Below are 23,488 nucleotides of genomic sequence, written 5' to 3' on the forward strand. Positions count from 1 at the left end.
TGGCTTTCGCCAGGACGACATTGGAGGATGTGGCGGCGTCGAGCCCCTCACCCGTAAACAAACGCCTTGTCATCCAGATCCGTCTTCGGGATCTCGTCCTTCTCGGTCCAGTAGTCCTGGCTGTGCTGCCATTCCGGCTTGTCGCCACGCTTGGGCAGCAGGTTCATGTTGCGCATCATGTAGCCGGGATTGAAGTTCTCCGGATCGATCCAGGGCAGGATCGGCATGTTGTGGTCTTCGGCGCGCAAGCTCACCTCGACCTTCTTTTTGCCCTTGGCCTTCATGTGCCCAAGCAGCCGACAGACGAAATCGGCGACCAGATCGACGCGCAGCGTCCAGCTCGCGCGGAAATAGCCGAACACCCACACCATGTTCGGCACGCCCGTGAACATCATGCCGCGATAGGTGACGGTGTCGCCGAAGGCGAGCGGCTTGCCGTCGATCTCGAAGGCGATGTCGCCGAGCGCGGCTAAGTTGAAACCGGTCGCGGTGACGATGACATCGGCTTCCAGCAGTTTGCCGGATTTGAGCTGGATGCCATTCTCGACGAAGCATTCGATCTCGTCGGTGACAACGGAGGCCTTGCCGCTGGCAATGCCCTTGAACAGATCGGCGTCCGGCACGAAGGCGATGCGCTGCCGCCACGGCCGGTAGGTCGGCGTAAAGTGCGTCTCGACGTCGTAGTCGGGACCGAGCACCGCGCTGATCTGGCCGATCAGCTCCTTCTTCACCTGCTCGGGCTTGGAGATGCAGAGCTTCGTAAAGGCATCCTGCTCGAACAGGATCTTGCGGCGGACGATCTCGTGGATCCATTCCTCGTCGACCTGGAGCCGGCGCAGCTCTTCGGCGATCTCGATGGCATTGCGGCCGAGCCGGAAATAGGTCGGCGAGCGCTGCAGCATGGTGACATGCGCGCATTTGTCCGCGATGTTCGGCACCAGCGTCGCCGCGGTCGCACCCGAGCCGATCACGACCACCTTTTTGTCCTTGAGATCGATATCGTCAGGCCATGTCTGGGGATGGACGATGCGGCCCTTGAAGCGGTCCATGCCCTTCCATTCCGGCGTGTAGCCTTCCGAATGGCGATAATAGCCCTGGCACATCCAGAGGAAGTTGGCGGTGAAGGTCTTTGCTTCACCGGTGTCTGTCGTGACCGCCTCGATGGTCCAGAGATTTTGCTCGCTCGACCAGCTCGCTGAATTGATCTTGTGCTTGTAGCGGATGTGACGGGCGATATCGTTGTCGTCGATCACCTCGTTCATGTAGGCGAGGATCTCTTCGGCGGTCGCGATCGGCGGTCCGACCCAGGGCTTGAAGCTGTAGCCGAAGGTGTGGAGGTCGCTGTCCGAGCGAATGCCGGGATAGCGATGCGTGATCCAGGTGCCGCCGAAGCTTGCCTGCGTCTCGAGGATGACGTAGCTCGTACCCGGAAGCTGCTTGTTGATGTGATAGGCGCTTCCGATGCCGGAGATGCCGGCACCGACGATCAGCACGTCGAAATGTTCAGAAGCCTGTTTGGCCGTGGCGTGACTGCGAACAGCGACATTCATTGTTGCTTCTATGCCTTACTTGTTTTTATGGCCGACCTTGACCGGACGGCGCGTTTCCTCCGCAACGGGCATGATCACCCGCCGCGCTTCCGCTTCAAAATGACATAGATCAAGTCGCGGTCAAATCACAGCGCCGCACCCCAGCTCCGCGCGGTCTGCAAGATCCAGTCGCGGTAGAGCGTGAGCGGCGTGACGCCGGTCAACCCGCCGCAGCCGGCCGCGCCGTTCGGGCCCGTCGACCAGCTGATGACGCCGACGAGCACGGGGCCGTTCGGCTTGTCCTCGAACACCGGACCGCCGGAATCGCCGGTGCAGGCGCCAATTCCATCGCGAACACCGTTGGTTACGGGATCAACCAGCCGGATCTGGAGCGTGCCGGGCTGGCCCGTGGCGACGACTCCGGCAACACGAATCGCCCCGCCACTCTTGCCGTCGCCGCGCACGGTGACGCCGATGCCGGCGATGACGAAGCGGCTGCCGACCTGGATCGGAATATTCGGCGCGCCGACCGGCACTGTCGATTTTCCCTTGAGTGGAATATCGAGTTGCAGCAACGCAACGTCGGCCGTGGCGCGATGCGCCTGCATGGCCTGCATGTTGAAGTTCGGATGGATCGCGACTGTCCGCACGTTCAGCAGTTGCGGCTGGCCGTCGGCGCCGCGATCGACGATCTTGTAATCCGCACCGGGCTGCACGCAATGGGCGACGGTGAGCACAAGCTTCGGCGCAATCAGGGAGCCGGTGCAGAAATTGCCGCGAGAGCCGACGATGGTGACGACAGCGCGTGCAACGCCATCGGCTTGCGGCGTGCCGCCGCCGACGATGGCATGTGCGGGCGCCGCGAGCAGCAGCGCGGCTGTGACGAGAGTTGCAAGCTTCTTCATGGGAACACGCTTTCGCGGCGACATCGGTGAGGACGGATTGCTTCGGACTGGCTCTTGCCGATACCCCATGCTAGCCCTCTTGGAAAGGAATTGACGAGGGCGGGACCTTGGCGATCGAGGCGGTGATCTTTGATTTTGGCGGCGTGCTGACGAGCTCGCCGTTCGAAGCGTTCGCGCGGTTCGAGACCGAGCGCGGGCTTCCCATCGACATTATCCGACGCACCAACGCCGCCAATCATTTAGAAAACGCCTGGGCGAAATTCGAGCGGGCCGAGGTCGACATCGACACGTTCGATCATCTGTTCGCCGAGGAATCGCGTGCGCTCGGCGCGGAGGTGCGCGGCCGCGATGTGCTGCCGCTGCTCCAGGGCGATCTGCGCCCCGAAATGGTCGAGGCGCTGAGGCGCATCAAGGCGCAATTCAGGACCGGCTGCATCACCAACAATCTGCCGGCCAACGCCATCGGCAGCATGACGGGACGCTCCCTCTATATCGCCGAAGTGATGGTGCTGTTCGACCACGTCATCGAGTCCGCCAAGATCGGTCTGCGCAAGCCCGATCCGCGCATCTACCGGCTGATGGTCGAGACGCTGAAAGTCGATCCGAACAACTGCGTCTATCTCGACGATCTCGGCGTCAACCTCAAGCCGGCGCGCGAAATGGGCATGACCACGATCAAGGTGGCGAGTGGCGCGCAGGCGATCGCCGAACTCGAGGCGGCGACGGGGCTGAAGCTCTGCTAGTTCGCAGAGGCTGTAGCAGTAGGGTGGGCAAAGCGGAGCGTGCCCACCAATTCCATTGGGACAAACGGACGGTGGGCACGGCGCTTTCGCGCCTTTGCCCACCCTACGAGAGCCTACTCCGCCGCGGCGGCGATGCGCTCAGGGAAGGCGGCAGCCAGTGACGCACGATCCGGCTTCAGCACGCCGCGCTCGGTGATGAGGCCGGTGACAAGACGCGCCGGCGTCACGTCGAACGCATAGTTCGCGACCGGCGAATTCTCCGGCACGATGCGCACCGTCTCCAGCCGCCCATCGGCGGTGCGGCCGGTCATGTCGGTGACCTCCACGCCGCTGCGCTGCTCGATCGGGATGTCGCGAATGCCGTCGTGAACGGCAAAATCGATCGTCGGCGACGGCAGCGCGACATAGAACGGCACGCCATTGTCATGCGCGGCGAGCGCTTTCAGATAGGTCCCGATCTTGTTGCAGACATCGCCATTGGCGGCGACGCGATCGGTGCCTACGATGGCGAGATCGACCATGCCGTGCTGCATCAGATGCCCGCCGGTGTTGTCCGGGATCACCGTATGCGGCACGCCGTGATGGCCAAGTTCCCAGGCGGTGAGCGAGGCGCCCTGGTTGCGCGGGCGCGTTTCGTCGACCCAGACATGGACCTTGATGCCGCGTTCGTGCGCGAGATAGATCGGCGCCGTCGCCGTGCCCCAGTCGACGGTCGCGAGCCAGCCGGCATTGCAATGGGTCAGCACGTTGATCGTCTCGCCCGGCTTCTTCGCGGCGATCGCCTCGATCAGCTTCAGGCCGTTGTTGGCAATGCCCCTGTTGATCTCGACGTCCTGCTCGACGATCTCGTCGGCGCGCGCATAGGCCGCCTCCGCCCTTTCAACCGGATCAATCGGCGCGAGCGCCCTACGCATCTCATCCAGCGCCCATTTCAGATTGATCGCGGTCGGCCGCGCCACGACGAGCGTGTCGTAGGCGCGCTTCAAGCCGGCCTCGGAGGCGTCCTCGCGCATCGCGAGCGCCATGCCGTAAGCCGCAGTCGCACCGATCAGCGGCGCGCCGCGGACCAGCATGTCGCGGATCGCGATCGCCGCATCCTCGCACGAGGTCAGACGCGCAACGACGAATTCATGCGGCAGCCTGCGCTGGTCGATCGCACCGACCGACCAGCCGTCGCGCTCGCGCCAGATGCTGCGGAAATGCTTGCCGTCGACCTTCATGGCATTCTGCCTTTCACTTCACGCGCGCAGGATGCGCCCGGCCACCGCGTCGAGCTTCTTCAGCAGCTCGGGATCACGCGCCTCAGGCGCCGTGATCAGCGCGGTATCGAGCGCCCGGTCCGAGCCGATCGGGCACGCCTCGTGCTCGCGCGGGAAATCCTTTGCCAGCCGCGCCACCAGCGCCTTCGCCTTGTCGGCGTTCGAGGTCAGCACGCGGATGATGTCCTGCACGGTGACCGCATCATGATCGGGATGCCAGCAATCGAAATCCGTCACCATCGCGACGGTGGCGTAACAAATCTCGGCCTCGCGGGCGAGCTTTGCTTCGGGCATGTTGGTCATGCCGATCACGGAATAGCCTGATGTCTTATAGGTCATGCTCTCCGCATAGGTGGAGAATTGCGGCCCCTCCATGCAGACATAGGTGCCCCCGCGCGCAATCGCGATGCCCTCGGCTTCGGCGGCTGCCGCCAGATGGATGCGCAAGCGCGGCGAGACCGGGTGCGCCATCGACACATGCGCGACGCAGCCCCGGCCGAAGAACGAGCTCTCGCGCTTGTAGGTGCGATCAACGAACTGGTCGACGAGGACGAAGGTGCCCGGCGGCAGATCCTCCCTGAAGGAACCGCAGGCCGACAGCGAGATCAAATCGGTGACGCCGGCCCGCTTCAGGACGTCGATATTGGCGCGGTAGTTGATATCGGAGGGCGACAGACGGTGTCCCTTGTCGTGCCGCGGCAGGAACACGATCGGCAGGCCCGCGATGGTGCCGCGCCGCACGGGCGCCGACGGTTCGCCCCAGGGGCTCTCGATCAACTCTTCCCGCGCACCCTCGAGGCCCGGCAGGTCATAGATGCCGGATCCGCCGATAATGCCCAATACTGCCTGCGTCATACCCGCTCCACCCTGCTCGCCACGTGCGACATGGTTAAAGCTATGCCAGTTTTGCGGCGGTTTTGGAACGGGGGTGATGGGGTGCGGTGCTCACCACGCATTCGACGTCGTCCTGGCGAAAGCCAGGACCCATAGCCACCGAGTCCAATTAGGCGAAGACGAGTGCTTGCTCAGCGAAAGCAAACGACAGCTTGTCGTCGCAGCAACTACCCCCTGGGGTAATGGGTCCTGGCTTTCGCCAGGACGACCCGGAGGAGACGGCCGATGCCTAGCTTACGCCGCGGTCGCCAGCTGCAGCTGCATCGAGACCATGCGCTCCAGCGTCTCGACGGACTGGAAATTCTCCGGCGTGATCTCGGATTGGGGAATCGTGAAGTCGAACTCGGCTTCGACGCCGAGCATCAGATTGACCATGTCCATCGAGGTCAGGCCCGCGTCGACGAGCTTCGCCTGCGGCGTGACATTGGCGGTGAGCGAATTCTGCTCGAGGATGCCCGTTACGAGCTTGATGATGCGATTGCGCACGTCGGTATCGAAGGCCTGCATCGGCAAATTCCCATCTGTCTATCGGGGTCGGACCGGACTGCCGGCTACGATGAGCATGGCCAGCCGATCCCGCAATGGGCGGCACCATTAACTCGCGTTTCTTAGTAAACGATGACTCAAATTGTCTGGAATTCAGGCCACTTCCAGATTCCTAACGCGATGGTGGAAAACCGGGTGATGCAAACAACCGGACCTTAACTGTTCGTTCGGAATTGGGCTTTGTTTACCCTCTATTTCATCGACGAATTTGAATTAAATCCGTAGCCTCGTCTCACAAGCAAAGATGGCCGGAGGACCGCTTACACGCATCGCGAATGATGCCGGCGATCCTGAACGGCAAACCGGAGGCGGACGAGTATGAACGTGCGTGAAGCAGTCCTCACTGTCGACGAAACGCAGACGAGCCTTCTTGAACAGGGCCCCTCCCTCATCGAGCGCGCTGCCCGGACCGCCGCCGCGGCCGGAGCCGACGCAGACGGGGTCGATCGCGACGCCCGCTTCCCGCATAAGGCCTTCGAAATCGCGCGTGAGCAAAAGCTGCTCGGCGTCATGATCCCGGTCGAGTTCGGCGGCTTCGGTGGCTCCATCTACGACGTCACCGACATCTGCTATACGCTCGGACGCGCCTGCGCCTCGACCGCGATGATCTACGCGATGCACACGACGAAGGTCGCCTGCGTCGTTAGGCACGGCCACGGCATTCCCTGGATGGAAACCATGATGCGCCGGGTCGCCCGCGATCAGTGGCTGCTCGCCTCCTCGACCACCGAGGGCCAGAACGGCGGCAACATCCGCGCCAGCGCCGCCGCGGTCGACCACGCCGGTGACACCGTTTCGCTCGTGCGTGACGCCACTGTGATCTCCTACGGCGCCGAGGCCGACGGTCTCGTCACCATCGCCCGCCGCGCCACCGAAGCTGCGGCCTCCGACCAGGTGCTGCTGGCGCTCGCCAAGGACGATTATTCACTGAAGCAGACGCAGGGCTGGGAGACGCTCGGCATGCGCGGCACCTGCTCGACCGGTTTTGAGCTGAAGGTCGATTGCCCCGCCGACCGCGTCTTCCCGGAGGCCTATGACAAGATCCACGCCCAGACGATGACGCCGTTCGCGCATCTGTGCTGGTCGTCGGCCTGGGCCGGCATTGCCGCGGCCTCGGTCACCCGTGCGCAGGCCTTCGTCCGCAAGGCGGCCCGTACCTCCGGCGGCCAGATGCCTCCTGCTGCCGCCCACTTCACCGCCGCGAAAATGTCGCTGGCCAAGCTCCGCGCGCTGATCGCCGCCAACATCGATGCGTTCGCTCGCGCCGAGCACGACGAGCGCGCGCTGGCCTCGCTCGACTTCCAGTCCTCGATCACGCTGTTGAAGGTGCAGGCCTCCGAGCTCGCGGTCGAGACCGTGATGCATGCAATGCGTACTGCCGGCCTGTCCGGCTACCGCAACGACGGCGAGTTCACCATGGGCCGCCATCTGCGCGACGTGCTGTCGTCGCCGATCATGATCAACAACGACCGCATTCTGGCCAACGCCGCGACCGCGACGCTGATGAGCGGCGTGCCGACCAGCCTTCGTGACTAAGTGCCTCCGCGACTAAATCAACAAGAACAATTTTTTCAGATAGCAGGACATCGACCCATGAACATTGCCGTCCTCCCCGACTCGCCCGAGACCGCGCCGCAAATCATCGATCCGCTCGATCATCTCGCCGACAAGCTGTTCCACCGTATGGGCTCGGACGGCGTCTATGCCCGCACCGCGCTCTATGAAGGCATCGTCGAGAAGCTCGCCGCGCTGATCACGCGCCATCGCGAGGCCGGCACTGAAGCGCTGCGCTTCCCGCCGGTGATGAGCCGCGCCCAGCTGGAGAAATCCGGCTATCTCAAGAGCTTTCCGAACCTGCTCGGCTGCGTCTGCGGCCTGCACGGCACCGAACGCGAGATCAACGCCGCGGTGAGCCGCTTCGACGCCGGCGGCGACTGGACCTCGTCGCTGTCGCCGGCCGATCTCGTGCTGTCGCCGGCCGCCTGCTATCCCGTCTATCCGATCGCGGCGAGCCGCGGCCAGTTGCCGAAGGGCGGCCTGCGCTTCGACGTCGCCGCCGACTGCTTCCGCCGCGAGCCGTCGAAGCATCTCGACCGGCTGCAATCGTTCCGGATGCGCGAATATGTCTGCATCGGCACGCCCGACGACGTCGCCGATTTCCGCGAGCGCTGGATGGTGCGCGCGCAGGCGATTGCCTGCGATCTCGGCCTGACCTTCCGCGTCGACTATGCCAGCGATCCCTTCTTCGGCCGCGTCGGCCAGATGAAGGCGGTGAGCCAGAAGCAGCAGCAGCTCAAGTTCGAGCTCCTGATCCCGCTGCGCTCGGAAGAGCAGCCGACCGCCTGCATGAGCTTCAACTATCACCGCGAACATTTCGGCACGACCTGGGGCATCCAGGACGCCAATGGCGAACCGGCGCATACCGGCTGCGTCGCCTTCGGCATGGACCGTCTGGCCGTCGCCATGTTCCACACCCACGGCACTGACCTTTCCGCCTGGCCCGCCAAGGTGCGGGAAATCATGGGCATGCAGCCGCAAATCGCGGCCGATGCCCATGGCGAAGGCTGGCGCTAGAGCATGATCCGGACCCGAAGGGCCGCGTTAGCGCAAAGTGTGAAGCGGTTTTCCAAAAAGATCATGCTGAAACGATAAACAAACGAGGCCTGTCATTTCCACGGGTAAGACGAGCGTGATCCATACCAAGGTCCGATGCCGCGAGATCACCGAGTCCGATGTCGAGAAGATCGCGGACTTGCTGACGCGCGGCTTCGCCGGCCGCTCACGCGAATACTGGATGCAGGGCCTGCGCCGGCAGGCCTTCCGGCCCGTGCCGGAGGGCTATCCACGCTTCGGCTACATGCTCGACAATGACGGCACGCCGGTCGGCGTGCTGCTGCTGATCTACACGACGCGAAAGCACGGCGAAGAGCCCGCCATCCATTGCAATTTGTCGAGCTGGTATGTCGATCCGGCCTACCGCAACTACGCGCCGTTTCTGACCAAGGTCGCGCAGCGGCACAAGGACGTCACCTATCTCAACATCAGCCCGGCGCCGTGGACCTGGCCGATCATCGAGGCCCAGGGTTTTCGCAATTACTGCCGCGGCATCTTCTTCTCGGTGCCGGCGCTGGCGCGTGCCCCGCGCTGGAGCAAGATCGAGGTGATCTCGCAGCACGCCAAAGCGATCGACGGGCTTTCCCAGGAGGAGACCGAGCTCCTGACGCGGCATGCGCGCTACAACTGCCTCAGCCTCGTCTGCCGCACGCCGAAGGGAACGTTTCCCTTCATCCTGCAGCCGGTGCGCATCCGCCGCGGCTTCATCGCGCCGCCGGCGATGAAGCTGATCTATTGCCGTAGCGCCGGCGAATACGCCGAATGCGCGGGCCGCATCGGCCGGCTGCTGCTGCGGCTCGGCAAGATCGCGGTGGCCGTCGATTCCAACGGCCCGCTTCCCGGCCTCGTCGGTATTTATACCGAGCGGCGCGGCCGCAAATATTTCAAGGGCCCGCACCGGCCGCAGCTCGCTGATCTCACGGACACGGAGCTCGTGCTGTACGGGCCGTAGGGGATCGATCTCCCTAGCTTGTAGCCCGCATGAGCGCGCAGCGACATGCGGGAAAAGCTGTCCCGGATGTCGCTTCGCTCATCCGGGCTACGGGGCTATGGCCTTACTGGATGACCTTTTCACACATCTCTCCATCGCTGGTCACCCTCCGTAAACTACTGCGCTTAAGGGAATTTTCCCGCCTCTTCGCTACCCTCGGCGCCGGAATTACGTTGCCTTAAGCCTATTGCCCGCCGAGACCCGCCACTCCCATGACGTCGACCCGCGACAACGAGCTTGGTGCACGCCGCGAGCAGGGCCCGGAGGCCCTGGTCGCGCTGAGCCAGCTTGCGCTCGACCGCATGGAGCAGGGCGTCTGCGTCTACGATGCCGACAACCGGGTCGTGCTGGTCAATCAGCGTTACCTGTCGCTGTTCGACATGTCCGCCGACATCGTGCGGGTGGGCACGAGCTACCGCGAGGTGCTCGCACACAGCGCGATGCGCGGCAATTTTCCGGAAAGCGAGATCGACGCGCTCTATTCGGCGCGGATTGCGCAGATCGCAGGCGGCCAGCCGTTCCGGACCGAGCAGCGGCTCGCGAGCGGCCTCGTCATGTCCCTCGAGCTGAAGCCGCTCCCGGGCGGCGGCTGGATGACGATCTGCGACGACGTCAGCCGCCTCGCCCGGCTCGAGGCGGAGCTGCGTGTACAGACGGAGCGCAGCCAGCACGCACTTGCCAACATGTCGCACGGCCTCATCATGTATGATGCGGACAGCCGTGTCGTCCTCTGCAACGAGCGTTTCCTGAACCTCTACAACCTCGATCCGGACGTCGTGAAGCCAGGCGTCACGCACGGCACGGCCATCGACCACTGGCTTTCGCGCGGCAACCTGCCGGGCATGTCGGCCGATGAATTCCATCACACCAGGCTGGAGGACGTGCGTACCCGAAAGGGAAAGACCCTGCTGGTGATGCGCTATGACGGACGGATGGTGCAGGCGGTCTCCCGCTTCCTGCCCGACGGCGGCTGGGTGACGGTACACGAAGACGTCACCGAACGGCTGCAATACGAGGAAACGCTGCGACAGCAGAACTTCATGCTCGATGCCGCACTGGAGAACATGGCGCACGGGCTCGCCTTTTACGACAGCGACATGCGCCTGCGCGTCTGCAACAATACCTACCGCAAAATCTATTGGCTGTCGGCGGAGGAGACCAGGCCCGGCACGCATCTCGGCGAGCTGATCGAGCGATCGATTGCGAACGGCGCGTTCGCTTCCGAATACAGTCCGCAAGAGCTGCTGGAAGCTGCCAGTGCAAGGATCGCGAACCGCGACTCGTCGTCGATGCGCCGAAGCATGTCGAACGGCACCGTGATCTCGGTGCGCTACTGCGCGCTGGCCGAGGGCGGCTTCGTCGCCACCTACGAGGACATCACCGAGCGCGAGCACGCGATCGGGGAGCTGAGCGAGCAGTATCGTCGCTTCGACGCGGCCCTGAACAACATGAGCCAGGGCTTGTGCATGCTCGATTCGAGTCTGCGCGTCATCGTCTGCAACCGCAGATACATCGAGATGTACGGCCTGTCGCCCGACGTGGTGAAGCCGGGTGTCTCGATGCGCGAGATCATGGAGCATAGCTGCGAGCTCGGCATCCACCCCAACATGACGGGCGCGAAGATCTACGCCGACTATGTCGAACGCCTGCGCGAGGGCGAGCACACGCTGCACCGCCATTTGAGCGACGGCCGCATCATCAAGCTCAATCACAAGCGGATGGAGCACGGCGGCTGGGTCGTCACCTATGAGGACGTCACCGAGCGCCACAAGGCCCAGGCCCGCGTCGCGCACATGGCGCGGCACGACTCTCTTACGGATCTGCCCAACCGCACGCTGTTCCGCGAGAAGATGGGCGAGGGTCTGAACCAGGTCGCGATCGCCGGCGGCGCGATGGCCGTGCTGTGCTTCGACCTCGACAATTTCAAGACCGTCAACGATCGCCTCGGCCACGCCGCCGGCGACCGGCTGCTGCGCTGGGTCGCGGCGCGCCTGAAGGAGAATGTCGGCGAGCACGACACCGTCGCACGGCTCGGCGGCGACGAATTCGCGGTTCTCCAGCGCGGGCCGCAGCCGCAATCGGCGGAAAAGCTGGCCCGCCGCCTGGTCGAGATCATCGGCCACCCGCCGCCGCTGGAAAGCCAGGCGATCCATGTCGGCGTCTCCGTCGGCATCGCGGTCGCGCCGGATCACGGGCTCGATGCCGACGAGCTGATGAAGTGCGCGGACCTCGCGCTGTACCAGGCCAAGGCCAAGGGCCGCGGCGCCTACCAGCTGTTCGAGCCCGAGATGGAGGAACAGGCACGCAGGCGGCACGCGCTGGAGCACGATCTGCGCGGCGCGCTGGAGGCCCGCGAATTCCACCTGGTGTTCCAGCCGCAGGTGCGGCTCGATTCGACCGAGCTCACCGGCTTCGAGGCGCTGCTGCGCTGGAAACATCCGTCGCGCGGCTTCGTCTCGCCGGCCGAATTCATCCCGATCGCGGAAGAGAACGGGTTGATCGTCCCGATCGGCGAATGGGTGCTGCGCACGGCCTGCGCGACTGCGGTGTCCTGGCCCGACGTCACCGTCGCGGTGAACCTGTCGCCGGTGCAGTTCCGCTCGCGCGGGCTGGTGGCGATGGTCACGAGCGCGCTGGCTGAAGCCGGCCTGCCGCCACAGCGGCTCGAGCTCGAGGTCACCGAGACGGCGCTGCTCGATGACAGCGAGGCGACGATCGAGATCCTGCACCAGCTGCGCGCGCTGGGAGTGCGGGTCAGCCTCGACGATTTCGGCGTCGGCTATTCCTCGCTGAGCTATCTGCGAAAGTTTCCGTTCGACCGCATCAAGATCGACCGCTCCTTCGTCGGCACGCTCGGCGAAAGCCCGGAGAGCGTTGCGATCGTCCGCACCATCGCAAGCCTCGGCTCCGTGCTCGGCGTCGAGACCACGGCTGAAGGTGTGGAGACCGAGGAGCAACTCGACTTCGTCCGCGAATGCGGCTGTACCGCGGTGCAGGGATATTATTTCGGCAAGCCGTGCCCGGCGGCGGAGGTCGGCCGCACCATCGAGACGCTGAGCGCGGTGCGACGCGTGGCGTAACGGCTTCCGCCCTTCAAATTCCGTCTCTCGGCACGCTCCAAACGACCAATTGTCGCACGTCACATTTCCAGCGACGCAACGGCGGCGATCGCCACGCGCGGTCCACGCAATGCGCTTTTCTTCTCCCACGATTTCAGGGACAATCGCGCCATAAGAACGAGAAGCGGCAGCCCGAACAAGGCCGCCGCAAGGGAGGGATTTCGATGTCGCGGTACGGGCTGAGGGCGGCTGCATTTGCCGCCATACATTTTGTCATGGGCGCGGCGCTCTCGACCGCGGGCGGCGCACAGGACTATCCCAGCAAGCCGATCACTCTGATCGTGCCGTGGCCCGCCGGCGGCTCGACCGACATCTCGATGCGCGCGATCGCCGACAGCGCCTCGAAGGTGCTGGGACAGCCGATCGTGATCGACAACAAGGCCGGCGGCGGCGGCACGGTGGGACCTGCGACCATGGCGGCGGCCGCAAAGCCCGACGGCTACACCATCTCGCAGATTCCGATCACCGTCTTCCGCCTGCCCCTGATGCAGGAGGTGTCATGGGATCCGGCCAAGGATTTTACCTACATCATCCATCTCACCGGCTACACCTTCGGTGTGACCACCAGCGCGGAATCGCAGTTCAAGTCCTGGAAGGACGTGGTGGAATTCGCCAAGGCGAACCCGGGCAAGGTGACCTATGCCTCGCCGGGCACCGGCACCTCACTGCATATCGGCATGGAGCAGATCGCCGCGATGTCCGGCATCAAGCTGACGCAGGTACCGTTCAAAGGCGGCGCGGAGACCAACGCGGCGGTGCTCGGCCAGCACACCATGCTACAGGCCGATTCCACGGGATGGCGGCCGCTGGTCGATGCCGGCAAGCTGAAGCTGCTGATGGTGTGGACCGGCGCGCGGTCGCCGAACTATCCTGACGTGCCGACCCTCAAGGAGCTCGGCTATCCCATGATCTATGACTCCCCGTTCGGCATCGCCGGCCCGAAAGGCATGGATCCCAAGATCGTCGCCAAGATTCACGACGCCTTCAAGAAGGCGGTCGAAGATCCGGCCGTCGTGGCGACGCTCGCCAAATACGACATGGTGCCGAACTACAAGAACACCGAGGACTACAAGAAGTTCGTCGTCGAGGTCACGGAGTCCGAGCGCAAGGTCATCGACACGCTCGGACTTGCGAAGAAGTAGAGCTGCACCACGTTCGTGTCCCGGACGCAGTGCAGCGCTTCTTCAGCGATGCACTGCAGAGCCGGGACCCATCTTTTTCGTCCACACTCATGGGCCCCGGCTCTGCAGCGCACCGCTTCGCGCTGCGCCGCGTCCGGGGCACGAGAGGATCGCGATGACCGACCAAACCAACGTCAAACTCCGGCTCTCCAACTCCGAACTCTGGGGCGGGCTGATCGGGCTTGCACTCGGCGGCTTCGTGATCTGGTCGGGGCTGAAGCTCAAGCTCGGCACCATCAACGATCCCGGCTCCGGCTATGTGCTGTTCTACACGGGCATCCTGATGTGCGTGTTCGCGGGCTCCATCATCATCTCGGCAGCCACCGAGGGTGGACCGACGCTGGCCTCGCGCTGGGAGAACGTGCGCTGGAGCAAGCCGCTCCTGCTGATTGCGTGCCTCACAGCGTTCTCCTTCGCGCTGGAGCCGCTCGGTTTCCTGCTGTCGTCGATTCCACTGATGTTGCTGCTCTTGCGCGTGATCGACCCCGTGCGCTGGAGGCTGGCGATTCCGATCGCCGTTCTGGTGCCATCAGGCATGTGGTGGGTGCTCAAGCGGCTGCTCTTGATCCAACTGCCCTCGGGCCTGTTCGGGATCGGTTGACCACATGGACACGCTTGCCAATGTCGCGCATGGGTTCGGCGTCGCGCTGACCGGGATCAACCTGCTCTACTGCTTCATCGGCGTCTTCATCGGCACGCTGGTCGGCGTGCTGCCCGGCATCGGGCCGATCTCGGCGATGTCGCTGCTGTTGCCCGTAACTCTGTCGGGCACGCCGGAATCCGGCATCATCATGATGGCCGGTATCTATTACGGCTCGATGTATGGCGGCTCGACCACCTCGATCCTGGTCAACATCCCCGGTGAGGCGGCCTCCGTCGTCACCTGCATCGACGGCCACCAGATGGCGAAGCAGGGCCGCGCGGGCCCTGCGCTCGGCATCTCCGCCTTCGGCTCCTTCATCGCCGGCACGTTCGCCCTGGTTGCCTTGATGCTGGTGGCCCCGAGACTTGCCAGCATCGCGATCGCGTTCGGCCCGGCCGAATATTTCAGCCTGATGGTGCTCGGTCTCGTGGTGCTCACCTTCCTGACGCAGGGCTCGATGCCGAAGGCGCTGCTGATGGCCTGCATCGGCGTCGTGCTCGGGCTGATCGGGCTCGACAGCATCACGGCGCAGCCGCGGTTGACCTTCGGCCGCATGGAGCTGATCGACGGCATCGGCCTCGTGCCCGTCGTGATGGGTCTGTTCGGGGTCGCCGAGGTGCTGCTCAACACCGAACAGGCGATCAAGCGCGACATCATCAACGCCAAGATTACGCAGCTTCTCCCCAACAAGGAGGACTGGCAGGCGAGCGCCGGCCCCGTGACGCGAGGTACCCTGCTCGGCTTCCTGCTCGGCATCCTGCCGGGCGGCGGCGCCGTGGTGGCCTCGTTTGCGTCCTATGCGTTGGAGAAGCGTCTGTCGAAAACGCCGGAGCGGTTTGGCCATGGCGCGATTGAGGGCGTTGCGGGTCCCGAATCCGCCAACAACGCAGCGGCCGGCGGCGCGTTCATTCCCCTGATGACACTTGGCATCCCGCCGAACGTCGTGATGGCGCTGCTGCTCGGGGCCTTCGTCATCCACGGCCTGCAGCCGGGGCCGCTGCTGATCACACAGAACCCCGGCCTGTTCTGGGGCATCGTCGCCAGCATGTATATCGGCAACGTGATGCTGCTGATCCTCAACCTGCCGATGATCGGCATGTGGGTGCAGCTGCTCAAGCTGCCCTACAACATCCTCTTCCCCCTGATCATCCTGTTCACGATCCTCGGCGTGTACTGCTCCAGCAACAACGTGTTCGACGTCTATGTGATGATCGCGTTCGGAATCATCGGCTATTTCATGCGCAAGCTCGGCTATGAGCCGGCGCCCTTGGTGCTTGCCTTCGTGCTCGGGCCGATGCTGGAGAACAACCTGCGCAAGTCGCTGATCCTGTCGCAGGGCGATCTCTGGACCTTCGTGCAGCGGCCGATCTCGGCGGCGTGCCTTGCACTGGCACTGGTGCTGCTGATCGCACCGCTGCTGCCCGCGCTGCGCAAGAAGCGCGAGCTGGTGGCGCTGGATGAGGGGGCGTGAAGGGCGCAATTGTCCCTCGCCGCTCTGCTTAGATGTCGTAGGGTGGGCAAAGGCGCGTACGCGCCGTGCCCACGATCTGCCTGAGTTGGAGAGAGGTGGTGGGCACGCTCCGCTTTGCCCACCCTACGGGGTCTGCGCAAGAGGCGACCCGATCAACCCTCGCCGTTCCCCTCAAGCCGGTCGCGCAGAGCGCCAATCACGCGATGGGCTGTCTCGATCTCCTTCACCGACAAGCCATCCGCCAGACCATTGACCCAGGGGGCCTGCAAGCGGCCGGCTGCATCGTAGACTTGTCTGCCCTTGTCAGTGAGCACCACGAGCTGCGCCCGGCGGTGATGCGGATTGGTCTCGAACGCAACAAGGCCGTCCCGCTCGAGATCGTTGACGATCCGCTGCACGTTCTGGCGGTTGGCGCCAAGATTGCGCGCCAGCCAGGCAACCGGCTCCGGGCTCTCTGCACCGACGATCGCCCCCAAAATCTGCCAGCGCGCGCTGGTAAGGCCGAGCGAGGCGACCAGCCGGTCACCGGCGGTCAGAAGCAGGCCATTGGCCCGGAACAGGTCGAGGATGAAGCCGGTCAGGGCTTCGCCCGCCGGGGTCCGCTTGGTTTTGGTCATTTGTAACTATCATTCCGCATTGACATAATCATGTCAATTTCCGAATTGACATGATGATACCAAATTGACCGGAGCAATGTCATGCCCCATATGCGTCCCCTCGACGATGCCTTCCCGATCGACCGTCAGATCGCGCTCGAAACCGGCCCCGTGGTGCTCGTGAACGTGTTCACGCTCGCCCCCGAGGATGAGCAGAGCTTCCTCAAGACGTGGCAGGACGACGCCGCTTTCATGAAGCGCCAGCCGGGTTTCATCTCGACCCAGCTCCACCGCGCCATCGGCGACAGCCCGACCTATCTGAATTACGCGGTATGGGAGTCCAACGCGGATTTCCGCGCAGCTTTCACCCATCCCGAGTTCCGGAAGAAGATTTCCGCCTATCCGGCATCGGCAACCGCCTCACCTCACCTGTTCCAGAAGGTTTCGGTACCCGGCATCTGCGTCGCCTGACCCCGCCGCGCATTGGCAGGAGCACAACAGCATGAGACTGAAGAACACGGCGAATCGCTACGGCGCCATGATCATTGCAGTCCACTGGCTCACCGCGGCATTGATCATTCTTCTTCTCGCATCGGGATTCCGGGCTGCGGGCGCATCCGATGCGGCTGCAAAGGCGACGATCCTGCGGGCGCATATCCCGGCCGCAATCGCCCTGCTCGCTCTGACGGTCGTGCGCCTGGTCTGGCGGGGCTTCGATCGAAAGCCCGTCCCGGTCGGCGGATCACCGCGCTGGCAGACACGCAGCGCACAAGCCGTGCATCTCGCCTTCTACGTCATCATCCTCGGCATGATCGCCAGCGGGATCGGCATGATGGCGCTCAGTGGCGCGGCCCCGACCATCTTCGGCGGCGGCGACGCACTGCCGGATTTCTGGAACTACCGGCCGCGACTCCCGCACGGCATTGGCGCGCGCGTGCTGGTCGCCCTGCTGATCCTCCATGTCGGCGCTGCGCTGTACCATCAATTCGTGCGCAGGGACGGTCTGCTCCGGCGTATGTGGTTTGGCTCGTAGGGTCGAGGGATTGCCAGGCGTAGCGGGGTGATCCCTACCCCGCGGCAGGCAGCGCGTTGTCCGACGGAACGCCCCACGGGCGCTCGGCTGAGGCAAGCCCGATCAGGCGGCCCTGGATGTAGTCGCAGCCCCAGTCACGCAGCATGTTTGCGGCCTCCTCGTCCTGCACCCATTCGGCGACCGTCTTGATGTCGAGGCGGCGGGCGAGGTCGATCAGGGTCTGCACGAAGGCGCGGTCGTCGGCGGAATGGGTAATGTTCTGCACGAAGGCACCGTCGATCTTGACGATGTCGACGCCGAGCTTGCGCAAATTGCGGAACGAGGTGTAGCCGGCGCCGAAATCGTCGATGGCGATGCGACTGCCGAAATGCTTGAGGCGGCCGACGAAGGCGCGGACATCGTCGATGTCCTGGATCGCGACCGTTTCGGTGATCTCGACGGTCAGCCGCTCGGCGACGCCGGGATGGGCCTGCATCAGCGATTCGATTCCGGCCCACCAGTCGGGATCCATGGTGGTATCGGGCGAAATGTTGAGGCTGAGGCAGATGTCGGGCGCGGCCGCGAGCTCGGCGACCACCAGCTCGAGCACGCGGTGATCGACCAGGCGAATCAGGCCGAGCCGTTCGGCGACCGGCACGATGTCGGGCGCGAGCAGCACCTGGCCGTCGCCCTGGTCCATCCGCACCAGGCATTCGTGGAACGCGCGCTCGCGCGAGGCGGCCGACACCACCGGCTCATAGGCGAGCTTGATGCGGCGCTCGTTCAGCGCGGTGACGATCTCGTCGGTGACGCGGATGTTGACGCGGCGCTGTGCGTCGCGCGCGGCATCCGGGCGCCATGCCGCGAACGAGCCAACGCGGCGGCGCTTTGCGGCATCGAGCGTCTCGTGGGCGCGGTTGACGGCCTCGTCCGCATTGCGGGCATAGCGCGGCAGGCTGACGGCGCCGATCGACGCGGTGACCGAAACCGGACCGGACCTGGTCGGCACCACCTCGTCGCGGATGCCGGCGAGGAAACGCTCGGCGGCGACGTTCATGTCGTCGACGGTGCAGTTCTTCAGGATCAGGCCGAACTTGTTGCCGGAAAAGCGCCCGAGCACGTCGCCGCCGCGCAGGCGCACGCGGATCCGTTTGGCGACGTCGAGGATCACGGCGTCGGCAACGTCGAAGCCGAAGGCGTCGTTGACGCGGGCGAGATGGTCGATGCCGACCAGCATGAAGGCCGCCGTCGAGCGGAAGCGGGTCGTCTCCTCGATCGCCTCGGCCAGCGCCGCGATCAGGTGGGAGCGGTTGAGCTCGCCGGTCAGGGGATCGAGCCGGGCCAGCTTCGTCAGCTCTTCGTCGCGGGCATGGCGCTCATTGTTGATCCGGACGGAGCCGATCGCGCGCGTGGGGCGGCCATCGGGACCGGCAAACCAGCGGCCGGTCTCCTCGATCCAGACCACGGGGTCGGAGGCGCTCATGCGGACGCCGTACTCGACCCGGTAGGGCGTGCCGTCGGCGCCATGCACGGCGGAGGTCTGCGCCAGCGCGGCGGTCCGCAGCGATTGCGCGGGCTCGATCAACTTGGCGAATTCGGCGCCGGTCGCCAGCCGCTCGGCGGGAATGCCGGGGAAGACGGCGCCGGCCTGTTCACCCCAGACGATGGCATCGCTGGCGATGTCCCAGGCGAACACGGCCTGGCCGAGGGCAGCCAGGATGTCGGAGGCTTGCGGCAATGCAGGGGTCAAAATCGCCTCGTTTCGGGACAGCGGGGAGTCCTGAGCCGGCACAGGATAGAGCCAGATTCGCCCCCGACCCTAGGCAAAGTTGATAAACAATTTGGAAACCACGTTGTGAAGCGACGAGGGAACCAAACCGGCCCGTCCGGCATAGGCCTTGCGAGTACTGACACGCACCGGCGCCCGCGTCCCGAAACGCGACAGGCCTCGCCGGATCAACGGTGATTGCGATGTTGGGTACTGATCGATCGGATGAGGCGGCAGGCAGCATGGGCACGGCCCTGGTGCCGCTGACCCCGACTGTGCAATGGCTCCACAAGGTCCCGCTGCCGCACCCCGATCCGAGCTTCGTCACCCAGCTCATCGCCAACGCCGAACACCTGCCCCAGACGCGACGGCTGCGCCGCGCCTCTTCCGAAGATGCGCAGATGGCTTATGGCAGCAAGTGCCCGCTGCAAAGCGTCAGCGCGCGCACGCGGCAGGTGGCTTGAGGGCTGATCAGCGCGGCGGCGTGTCCGGAGACGGCGTGCCGTTGCCCGGCTGCAGATGCGGCGAGGGGATTTCCGGCGAGGGCGGGATGCTCGGCGCCGGCTTTGGCGCCGGATGATCCATCAGCACGGATTCGGCGACCGACTGCGCGGAAGGTGCGGGCGGCTCCACCGGCTGCGACTTCGATAAGGGCTCGAACGTGGGTTCGGCCACGACGTCATCGGCCGGCGGTTCGGCCCGACGCTTGGCCTTGCGCGGCGCCGGCACTGTCGTCTCGGCGACATAGGTGACGCGGCGGCGCGTGCGCTGGGCGATGCCGCCGAGGAAATCGGCCATCGCGAGCAGCACCAGCAGGAAATAGGTCGAGTTGCCGAATTTGGGCCACATCACGAATTCGGCCGCGGCCGCGCCGAACACGATCAGCGACAGCAGATGATCCATCAGGAATTTCGAGCCGGGCCGCGCGCCTTTGACCACCTCCAGCAGCAACAGCACGATACCGAGCGCCAGCATCACGTCGGCCAGCGTGACCGGCCAGGTCTCGCCCGTGATCATCGGCACCTTGAACAGCACGTCCGTAAAGGACACGCTCGGCATCAGGAAGGCGATGATGTTGTAGACCGCGAGCGGAATCAGGAGCAGCGGGAAACCGACCATCGGCGAAATGCCTTCTCGATCATGATATCCGGACAGGACAATGCGGCGGCGAAGCATTTGCTCCGCCGCCGTCACTGTCATATCTCATGGGTTGGCCGAAATCAGGCGGGTGCAATCATCCCACCTGGAGAAAGGTCCTGAACTCAGGACTCTTTCTTCTTCAGGACCTGACGGCCCTTGTACATGCCGGTCTTGAGGTCGAGATGGTGCGGACGACGGAGCTCGCCGGAGTCCTTGTCTTCCACGTAGGTCGGCTTCTTGATGGCGTCTGCCGAGCGGCGCATGCCACGGCGCGACGGCGAGGTTTTTCTTCTCGGAACGGCCATTTCAATATCCTCTAGGGATTGGTGTTGTCAGGGCATCGTCCGCGAGGGACGGCTCAGCACCCGCAATCCGAGGCGAGCTGAATGCCGATCAAGGCCGGGCTTATAGAGGAAGGCTGGCCGTAAAGCTAGGCTCTTGGGTCGGAAAATACGCCCGAAATGGGCCCGAAATCAGCGATTTTCTCGCCAGCAGGTCGAAAGCGAAGCGGCCTGCGCCCTTGCCACATAGGTCCCGGCCAGCCGCCTGACTCCCGGGCCAGGGTTCCTGGCGCTGCGTTTGACCGGATTCGGCAGGATCGAGACCAAAAGTGCCGCCTCCCGGGGGGACAGGCTGGCCGCCGATTTGCCGAAGGCGTAGGCGCTGGCCGCCTCCACCCCGAACTGCCCCTGCGGGCCGAGCTCGGCAATGTTGAGGTAAATCTCCAGAATCCGGGACTTGGGCAGGACGAGATCGATCCACAACGCCAGCGGGAATTCCAGCGCCTTGCGGACGAAGTCCCGCCCCTGCCAGAGGAACAGGTTTTTCGCCACCTGCTGGGTGATCGTGGAGGCGCCCCGGAACGGCGTACCGTCCTCCTTCGCGTCGTCGATCGCCTCGCGCAACGCACCCCAATCGATGCCGTGATGCTTGCAGAAATGGGCGTCTTCGGCCGCCACCGCCGAGCGCGGCAGGTAAGGCGACATCGCCGCGAGGTCGATCCATTCCCGCTGCATCGGCGCCCCCCGCAAACTTCGCCAGGCCATCAGCGTCGAAACGGGATGGCCGGTGCGATAGAACGGCGCGATCACATAGGGCGCGAGAGCCACGACCGCGAGCACGACCAGCAGGATTTTAACGATGCGCAAATCGACCTTTCCGGCGGAGAACGAAACGCGGCCACGAGCCCGGCATTAAGTCTGTGATAATTCGGGCCTTTTCCAGCACTTTTTAGGCCTTCCAAACGATTGACTGGGGCGGGCGCATAAAGGATTGTCCCGCCGAATTTTAGTTCTGGAGCCTTTCTTGATGACCGGCACGTCCCCGTCCGATTTCGCCAAGCGTCTGGACAAGACCGCTGATGACACCGAGGCCCTGCTCGGGCGCCTGTTGTCGGACGACATCCTGCACGATGAGATCGCCCGCCCCAAGCGGCTGATGGACGCAATGCGCTATTCGAGCCTGAACGGCGGCAAGCGCCTGCGGCCGTTCCTGGTGGTCGAGAGCGCGGCCGTGTTCGGCGTTCCGCGCGAAGCCGCACTGCTCGTGGGCGCCGCGCTCGAATGCATTCACTGCTATTCGCTGATCCATGACGATCTGCCGGCGATGGACAATTCCGACCTGCGCCGCGGCCGCGCCACCCTGCACAAGCAGACCGATGATGCGACCGCGATCCTTGCCGGCGACGGCCTTTTGACGCTCGCCTTCGACATCGTCACCCGCGACGAGATCCATCGCGACGCCAATGTTCGGCTGCTCTTGACGCGCGCGCTGGCGCGCTGCGCCGGGATCGGCGGCATGGTCGGCGGCCAGATCCTCGACCTCGCCGGCGAAGGCCGCTTTGGCGGCAATGAGCCGATCGATGTCGCCCGTATTCAGCAGATGAAGACCGGCGCGCTGCTGCGCTATGGCTGCATCGCCGGCGCGATCCTCGGCCAGGCCTCGAGCGCGGAATATCAGGCGCTCGACGATTACGGCCGCGCGCTTGGCGAGGCCTTCCAGATCGCCGACGATCTGCTCGACGTCGAAGGCGATGCGGCGGCGCTCGGCAAGCCGGCCGGCGCTGATGCTGCGCTCGGCAAGACCACCTTTGTCACCCAGCTCGGCATCGAAGGCGCCAAGCAGCGCGTGCGCGACCTGCTCGCGCGTGCCGACAGCGCCGTGTCGATCTTCGGCGATCGCGCCGCCGTGCTGCAGGCCGCCGCCCGCTTCGTGGCCGAGCGGAAGAGCTGACACATCCCGATGACGGCCGAGGGCAAAGAAGACCCCGTCCTCGCCCGCTTCCGCCAGATGTCGCGGCCGATGCGGCTGCTTTATGCGCGGCCCCGGACCTTCATCGCGCTCGCGGCCGGCGTCCTGGTCTGTCTGCTGCTGCCGGGCTCGCACCGGCTGGTGACGCGGCTCCTGTTCGGCTGGGATGCGCTGATCGCGGTCTATCTGGTGCTGGTCTACGCCATGATGCTTTGCAACGACCATCACCACATCCGCCGCGCCGCCGCGATGCAGGACGACGGCCGCTTCGTGATCCTGCTGGTGACGGCAACAGGCGCCTTCGCCAGCATCGCCGCGATCGTCTCCGAACTCGGCACGCCCCATCGCGGTGTGTTGGAGCTGACCATCGCCATCAGCACCATCGCGCTGTCATGGGCCGCCGTGCACACGACATTCGCGCTGCACTACGCGCATGATTACTACAGGCACGCCACGCCGGGTGGCCTTCAGTTTCCGAACGGTGACAAGGAAGACCACGCCGACTATTGGGACTTCGTCTATTTCTCGTTCGTGATCGGCATGACCGCGCAGGTCTCCGACGTCGGCATCAGCGACAAGACCATCCGCCGCACGGCGACGGCGCACGGCATCGTGTCATTCATCTACAACACGGCATTGCTGGCTCTGACGGTGAACATCGCGGCGAGCGCGATCGCGACGTGATGTCGTCCCGGCCTAGCTGTGGTCTCTCAGGAGGTTGTCCATCTGGTCTGAACCGAGGAAGCTGAGGTTGCGAAGCTTCAGTGTTCCAAGGAGAGACCAGATGAACGTCCACAAGAATGCGCCTTTGACGCCTAAAGGTCGAGA

Annotated in this window: 23 protein-coding genes; 13 read left to right on the forward strand and 10 right to left on the reverse strand. The window is 64.6% G+C overall.

Annotated elements, in window-relative coordinates; all coding sequences use genetic code 11:
• Positions 1-47: 47 nt before the first annotated feature.
• Positions 48-1,550, reverse strand: a complete 1,503-nt coding sequence (locus tag RAD15_RS36020) for a flavin-containing monooxygenase (RefSeq protein WP_458183465.1) — start codon at positions 1,548-1,550, stop codon at positions 48-50.
• Between the two features lie 125 nt (positions 1,551-1,675).
• On the reverse strand, positions 1,676-2,434 hold the full coding sequence (locus RAD15_RS36025) for a S1 family peptidase (RefSeq protein ID WP_458183466.1): 759 nt from the start codon (positions 2,432-2,434) through the stop codon (positions 1,676-1,678).
• A 107-nt stretch (positions 2,435-2,541) separates the two neighbouring features.
• Here RAD15_RS36025 and RAD15_RS36030 point away from each other — a divergent pair, with 107 nt between their 5' ends.
• Positions 2,542-3,177 (forward strand): HAD-IA family hydrolase, encoded by a 636-nt coding sequence (locus tag RAD15_RS36030; protein ID WP_458183467.1) that lies wholly within the window; start codon positions 2,542-2,544, stop codon positions 3,175-3,177.
• A gap of 113 nt (positions 3,178-3,290) precedes the next feature.
• On the opposite strand, the gene mtnA is transcribed toward RAD15_RS36030, so the two are convergent.
• The 3 genes from mtnA to RAD15_RS36045 all read right to left on the reverse strand — a co-directional run bounded on the left by mtnA (position 3,291) and on the right by RAD15_RS36045 (position 5,837).
• Entirely contained in the window at positions 3,291-4,397 is a 1,107-nt protein-coding gene (gene mtnA / locus RAD15_RS36035) for an S-methyl-5-thioribose-1-phosphate isomerase (protein ID WP_458183468.1), read from the reverse strand.
• Positions 4,398-4,415: 18 nt separating this feature from the next.
• Positions 4,416-5,291, reverse strand: coding sequence for an S-methyl-5'-thioadenosine phosphorylase (locus RAD15_RS36040; protein WP_458183469.1), 876 nt, complete (start codon positions 5,289-5,291; stop codon positions 4,416-4,418).
• Between the two features lie 273 nt (positions 5,292-5,564).
• A complete protein-coding gene (locus tag RAD15_RS36045) occupies positions 5,565-5,837 on the reverse strand; it encodes a phosphopantetheine-binding protein (RefSeq protein ID WP_458183471.1) in 273 nt (90 codons plus the stop codon).
• A 357-nt stretch (positions 5,838-6,194) separates the two neighbouring features.
• Between RAD15_RS36045 and RAD15_RS36050 the strand changes: the two genes are divergently transcribed.
• From RAD15_RS36050 to RAD15_RS36080, 7 genes are all read left to right on the forward strand, one after another.
• Positions 6,195-7,412 carry an acyl-CoA dehydrogenase family protein gene (locus RAD15_RS36050; RefSeq protein WP_458183472.1) on the forward strand — a complete coding sequence of 406 codons (1,218 nt, stop codon included), beginning with the start codon at positions 6,195-6,197 and terminating at the stop codon, positions 7,410-7,412.
• Between the two features lie 57 nt (positions 7,413-7,469).
• The gene (locus RAD15_RS36055; protein ID WP_458183473.1) at positions 7,470-8,450 is read left to right on the forward strand and encodes an amino acid--[acyl-carrier-protein] ligase; all 981 of its coding nucleotides are present in this window, start codon (positions 7,470-7,472) and stop codon (positions 8,448-8,450) included.
• A gap of 115 nt (positions 8,451-8,565) precedes the next feature.
• Positions 8,566-9,441, forward strand: coding sequence for an acyl-CoA acyltransferase (locus tag RAD15_RS36060; RefSeq protein WP_458183474.1), 876 nt, complete (start codon positions 8,566-8,568; stop codon positions 9,439-9,441).
• Positions 9,442-9,692: 251 nt separating this feature from the next.
• Entirely contained in the window at positions 9,693-12,560 is a 2,868-nt protein-coding gene (locus RAD15_RS36065) for a PAS-domain containing protein (RefSeq protein WP_458183475.1), read from the forward strand.
• 203 nt (positions 12,561-12,763) lie between these two features.
• Positions 12,764-13,741 (forward strand): tripartite tricarboxylate transporter substrate binding protein, encoded by a 978-nt coding sequence (locus RAD15_RS36070; protein ID WP_458183476.1) that lies wholly within the window; start codon positions 12,764-12,766, stop codon positions 13,739-13,741.
• Positions 13,742-13,895: 154 nt separating this feature from the next.
• The gene (locus RAD15_RS36075) at positions 13,896-14,381 is read left to right on the forward strand and encodes a tripartite tricarboxylate transporter TctB family protein (RefSeq protein ID WP_458183477.1); all 486 of its coding nucleotides are present in this window, start codon (positions 13,896-13,898) and stop codon (positions 14,379-14,381) included.
• A 4-nt stretch (positions 14,382-14,385) separates the two neighbouring features.
• Complete coding sequence (locus tag RAD15_RS36080; protein ID WP_458183478.1) at positions 14,386-15,894, forward strand: tripartite tricarboxylate transporter permease; 1,509 nt, start codon at positions 14,386-14,388, stop codon at positions 15,892-15,894.
• 152 nt (positions 15,895-16,046) lie between these two features.
• Here RAD15_RS36080 and RAD15_RS36085 read toward each other — a convergent pair whose 3' ends face one another.
• Positions 16,047-16,511, reverse strand: coding sequence for a MarR family winged helix-turn-helix transcriptional regulator (locus RAD15_RS36085; protein WP_458183479.1), 465 nt, complete (start codon positions 16,509-16,511; stop codon positions 16,047-16,049).
• 81 nt (positions 16,512-16,592) lie between these two features.
• Between RAD15_RS36085 and RAD15_RS36090 the strand changes: the two genes are divergently transcribed.
• Complete coding sequence (locus tag RAD15_RS36090) at positions 16,593-16,961, forward strand: antibiotic biosynthesis monooxygenase family protein (protein WP_458183480.1); 369 nt, start codon at positions 16,593-16,595, stop codon at positions 16,959-16,961.
• Positions 16,962-16,992: 31 nt separating this feature from the next.
• Entirely contained in the window at positions 16,993-17,523 is a 531-nt protein-coding gene (locus RAD15_RS36095) for a cytochrome b (RefSeq protein WP_458183481.1), read from the forward strand.
• A gap of 34 nt (positions 17,524-17,557) precedes the next feature.
• Here the strand turns inward: RAD15_RS36095 and RAD15_RS36100 are convergent, their stop codons facing one another.
• On the reverse strand, positions 17,558-19,252 hold the full coding sequence (locus RAD15_RS36100; RefSeq protein ID WP_458183483.1) for an EAL domain-containing protein: 1,695 nt from the start codon (positions 19,250-19,252) through the stop codon (positions 17,558-17,560).
• A 221-nt stretch (positions 19,253-19,473) separates the two neighbouring features.
• Between RAD15_RS36100 and RAD15_RS36105 the strand changes: the two genes are divergently transcribed.
• Positions 19,474-19,734 (forward strand): hypothetical protein, encoded by a 261-nt coding sequence (locus RAD15_RS36105; RefSeq protein ID WP_458183484.1) that lies wholly within the window; start codon positions 19,474-19,476, stop codon positions 19,732-19,734.
• A gap of 7 nt (positions 19,735-19,741) precedes the next feature.
• Here RAD15_RS36105 and RAD15_RS36110 read toward each other — a convergent pair whose 3' ends face one another.
• The 3 genes from RAD15_RS36110 to mtgA form a co-directional block, all read right to left on the reverse strand.
• A complete protein-coding gene (locus tag RAD15_RS36110; RefSeq protein WP_458183485.1) occupies positions 19,742-20,389 on the reverse strand; it encodes a hypothetical protein in 648 nt (215 codons plus the stop codon).
• Positions 20,390-20,532: 143 nt separating this feature from the next.
• Positions 20,533-20,715, reverse strand: a complete 183-nt coding sequence (gene rpmF / locus RAD15_RS36115; protein WP_007598106.1) for a 50S ribosomal protein L32 — start codon at positions 20,713-20,715, stop codon at positions 20,533-20,535.
• 168 nt (positions 20,716-20,883) lie between these two features.
• Positions 20,884-21,558, reverse strand: a complete 675-nt coding sequence (gene mtgA, locus RAD15_RS36120) for a monofunctional biosynthetic peptidoglycan transglycosylase (protein WP_458183486.1) — start codon at positions 21,556-21,558, stop codon at positions 20,884-20,886.
• Between the two features lie 160 nt (positions 21,559-21,718).
• Here mtgA and RAD15_RS36125 point away from each other — a divergent pair, with 160 nt between their 5' ends.
• On the forward strand, positions 21,719-22,642 hold the full coding sequence (locus RAD15_RS36125) for a polyprenyl synthetase family protein (RefSeq protein WP_458183487.1): 924 nt from the start codon (positions 21,719-21,721) through the stop codon (positions 22,640-22,642).
• 9 nt (positions 22,643-22,651) lie between these two features.
• The gene (locus RAD15_RS36130; protein WP_458183488.1) at positions 22,652-23,344 is read left to right on the forward strand and encodes a DUF1345 domain-containing protein; all 693 of its coding nucleotides are present in this window, start codon (positions 22,652-22,654) and stop codon (positions 23,342-23,344) included.
• Positions 23,345-23,488 lie beyond the last annotated feature (144 nt).

It is taken from the genome of Bradyrhizobium sp. 14AA, from assembly GCF_054185205.1.

Coding starts and splice junctions, on each gene's coding strand:
- RAD15_RS36090 (WP_458183480.1), top strand. CDS start 16,593: ATGCCCCATATGCGTCCCCTCGACGATGCCTTCCCGATCGACCGTCAG.
- RAD15_RS36050 (WP_458183472.1), top strand. CDS start 6,195: ATGAACGTGCGTGAAGCAGTCCTCACTGTCGACGAAACGCAGACGAGC.
- RAD15_RS36075 (WP_458183477.1), top strand. CDS start 13,896: ATGACCGACCAAACCAACGTCAAACTCCGGCTCTCCAACTCCGAACTC.
- RAD15_RS36105 (WP_458183484.1), top strand. CDS start 19,474: ATGTTGGGTACTGATCGATCGGATGAGGCGGCAGGCAGCATGGGCACG.
- RAD15_RS36125 (WP_458183487.1), top strand. CDS start 21,719: ATGACCGGCACGTCCCCGTCCGATTTCGCCAAGCGTCTGGACAAGACC.
- RAD15_RS36025 (WP_458183466.1), bottom strand. CDS start 2,434: ATGAAGAAGCTTGCAACTCTCGTCACAGCCGCGCTGCTGCTCGCGGCG.
- RAD15_RS36085 (WP_458183479.1), bottom strand. CDS start 16,511: ATGACCAAAACCAAGCGGACCCCGGCGGGCGAAGCCCTGACCGGCTTC.
- RAD15_RS36080 (WP_458183478.1), top strand. CDS start 14,386: ATGGACACGCTTGCCAATGTCGCGCATGGGTTCGGCGTCGCGCTGACC.
- RAD15_RS36065 (WP_458183475.1), top strand. CDS start 9,693: ATGACGTCGACCCGCGACAACGAGCTTGGTGCACGCCGCGAGCAGGGC.
- mtnA (WP_458183468.1), bottom strand. CDS start 4,397: ATGAAGGTCGACGGCAAGCATTTCCGCAGCATCTGGCGCGAGCGCGAC.
- RAD15_RS36110 (WP_458183485.1), bottom strand. CDS start 20,389: ATGGTCGGTTTCCCGCTGCTCCTGATTCCGCTCGCGGTCTACAACATC.
- RAD15_RS36040 (WP_458183469.1), bottom strand. CDS start 5,291: ATGACGCAGGCAGTATTGGGCATTATCGGCGGATCCGGCATCTATGAC.
- RAD15_RS36055 (WP_458183473.1), top strand. CDS start 7,470: ATGAACATTGCCGTCCTCCCCGACTCGCCCGAGACCGCGCCGCAAATC.
- RAD15_RS36045 (WP_458183471.1), bottom strand. CDS start 5,837: ATGCAGGCCTTCGATACCGACGTGCGCAATCGCATCATCAAGCTCGTA.
- RAD15_RS36070 (WP_458183476.1), top strand. CDS start 12,764: ATGTCGCGGTACGGGCTGAGGGCGGCTGCATTTGCCGCCATACATTTT.
- RAD15_RS36020 (WP_458183465.1), bottom strand. CDS start 1,550: ATGAATGTCGCTGTTCGCAGTCACGCCACGGCCAAACAGGCTTCTGAA.
- RAD15_RS36130 (WP_458183488.1), top strand. CDS start 22,652: ATGACGGCCGAGGGCAAAGAAGACCCCGTCCTCGCCCGCTTCCGCCAG.
- rpmF (WP_007598106.1), bottom strand. CDS start 20,715: ATGGCCGTTCCGAGAAGAAAAACCTCGCCGTCGCGCCGTGGCATGCGC.
- RAD15_RS36095 (WP_458183481.1), top strand. CDS start 16,993: ATGAGACTGAAGAACACGGCGAATCGCTACGGCGCCATGATCATTGCA.